3 protein-coding genes are annotated in these 2,316 nt (G+C 23.8%); 2 read left to right on the top strand and 1 reads right to left on the bottom strand.

The features are described 5' to 3' along the window. Positions 1-114 precede the first annotated feature (114 nt). Together MBFIL_RS04000 and MBFIL_RS03995 are read left to right on the top strand one after the other, a co-directional pair. The gene (locus MBFIL_RS04000; protein ID WP_066971720.1) at positions 115-936 is read left to right on the top strand and encodes an AAA family ATPase; all 822 of its coding nucleotides are present in this window, start codon (positions 115-117) and stop codon (positions 934-936) included. 5 nt (positions 937-941) lie between these two features. Further along, complete coding sequence (locus MBFIL_RS03995) at positions 942-1,475, top strand: hypothetical protein (protein WP_066971718.1); 534 nt, start codon at positions 942-944, stop codon at positions 1,473-1,475. Between the two features lie 158 nt (positions 1,476-1,633). Here the strand turns inward: MBFIL_RS03995 and MBFIL_RS03990 are convergent, their stop codons facing one another. Continuing rightward, complete coding sequence (locus MBFIL_RS03990; RefSeq protein WP_211261708.1) at positions 1,634-2,122, bottom strand: hypothetical protein; 489 nt, start codon at positions 2,120-2,122, stop codon at positions 1,634-1,636. Positions 2,123-2,316: the final 194 nt, after the last annotated feature.

Genomic DNA, 2,316 nt, shown 5'->3' with positions numbered 1-2,316 from the left:
ATTTATTAATTATAACTATTTTAAACATTTATTTTTTATAAAAAATATGTATTAATGACTTACAAATATTTTAATTTATTTTAATTAGATATCTATTTTTACAAAAAATAATCATTGCACAGCCAATCTAATATAAAAAAAGATAACTTTAAAACTGAATTAGTTTCTGATTCTGAATTACCAATTAAAATAGAAAATATAATTCCTCCTGTGATCATAAATATTCTTGAAGAACGATTCAAGGAAACTAAAGAAATTTCTCTTCTACAAACTCCATTAGGCAGTTTTCCCATGGATTGGGGATCAATTTTTGAAGATTTTAAATTTTATGATATTGATCCCAAAAAATGTAAAGAATTAACTAAGATCAATGGAAATAAACAATTAAAAGAAAATGGTGAAAATTTAGCAGTTGTAATACAAAATATTGTTAACAATAAAGATCAAAAAAGAAAATTTCTTAATTTGCTTAAAGATTTAATTCCAATAGTTAAAGATATTGATACTGAAAAATTAATAGATAATAATTCTTTAATTTTTAAAGTTAAGGAAGAATATTTGGAAAATTTAGAGGATTTCATTCCAGGATGGATGATTTCTGATGGAACAAGCAACATTATAGCTTTAATAGTTGCATTATATTTCACAAATTCCTATTTAACTTTAATTGAAGAACCAGAAAGAAATTTGCATCCGAAAATTATCTCAAGATTAGTTCAAATGATGGAAGAAGCTTCAAAGAAAAAACAAGTCATCGTCACCACACATAATAGTGAGATATTAAAACATACTCCTCTTGAAAACATTCTATTTATTTCGAGAGATGATGATGGATTTTCAACAATTTCTAAACCTGTAAATAATGAAGATGTGAAAATGTTTTTAGATGAAGAGATTGGAATTGAAGATTTATTCATCGATGATCTATTGATGTGATGAATATGTGTGAGTCATTATATATTTTTGTTGAAGACAATAATGATAAAAGATTTTTTGAGAGGATTAAAGGAATAATAAGTGAATGTACAGGTATTAAAACAATATTTATTGTTCCCCATGTGCAAAAACCAGATAAGCTTATTAATGGTTATATAAGCAAAGCTAAAAAAACACCAAATAATACATATTTATTTGTTTCAGATAGAGATAGTAATCATTTTCCATGTATGACTAAAATAAAAGATAAACTTAGTAATAAATACAAGTCGCTGGATATTGAAAAAATAGTCATTGTTGAAGAAGAAATAGAAAGTTGGTACTTTTCAGGATTGAAAAAGAAATCTTTGCTGAACAATTGTGAAGATTTGGATTATAACTGTTCTAAAGAAGAATTTGATAATGCTATTCCTGAACATTATGAAAAAATTGATTTTTTAAATGAAATTTTAAAATATTTCGACTCAAAATTGGCTATTAATAATAATAATTCCTTTAATTATTTTATTCAGAAATTAAATATTATAAATACTCATTAATCATGAAGATTGTATGTTAGGATCAATTAGACAGATTTAAACACTTTTAAAATTGTAGATTTAATAATTTAATAATTTAATAATTGAAGATTTGAAAAGTTAGAGTAAAGATTTATTCTCATCCTTTTGTGAATCAATATTTTAAAATGATTTTTCAATTATTTTCCCGATTTCTTACTCTTTTTATTTCCTGAATTTTTATTTGAGCTTGTTGTTTTTGAAACTTTTTTATTTGACTTAGAATTCTGTTTTTTAGTGGTATTTTTATCTTTTTTAACAGTATATTTAGTCTTTTCAACATTGTTATTATTACTAGTAGCTAAATTATTACTATTATTATCATTATCACTGTTAACATTATTTGAACTAGCTGAGCTATCATTTACTGAAGAAGGTGTATCACCAGTAATATTAGAATTGTTAGTCAATATATTGGTAGTATTTTTGCTGTCATTAGTTATGGAATCGTTAACTCCTAATCCATTAATTGATACGTGCTTATCCTGAATTAAAACAGCGAAACTTGCTCCTAATGCTAGAACAAGAATAATTAATAAAGTTATAATTTTAAGATTACTATTCATTAAATCACCATTAATACCCATTAATACATATTTATGTTTTTTAATTATATATTGGCTGTGCAATAATTATTTTTTGATTCTTTTTAGTTATGCTTAGTTTTAAATATTATGGGGTGTAATATATTATTAATGTTTTTTAGTTTTTGTTGAGTTGGTGTTTATGGTTTTGCATGAAGATAGTATTGGTCAGGTGTTTTTACTTCCTTTGAATTTGAGGGACTTTATTCCAGATAATCATATTTGTTTTTTTATTGAGG

This window comes from Methanobrevibacter filiformis (genome assembly GCF_001639265.1).
GTDB classification, from domain to species: domain Archaea; phylum Methanobacteriota; class Methanobacteria; order Methanobacteriales; family Methanobacteriaceae; genus Methanacia; species Methanacia filiformis.
The sequence above is the reverse complement of the archived record's forward strand: the minus strand, read 5'-3'. Positions and strand labels throughout refer to the sequence as shown.

Excerpts from the sequence above, each read along its gene's own strand:
- MBFIL_RS03995 (WP_066971718.1), top strand. The coding sequence starts at position 942 with ATGTGTGAGTCATTATATATTTTTGTTGAAGACAATAATGATAAAAGA.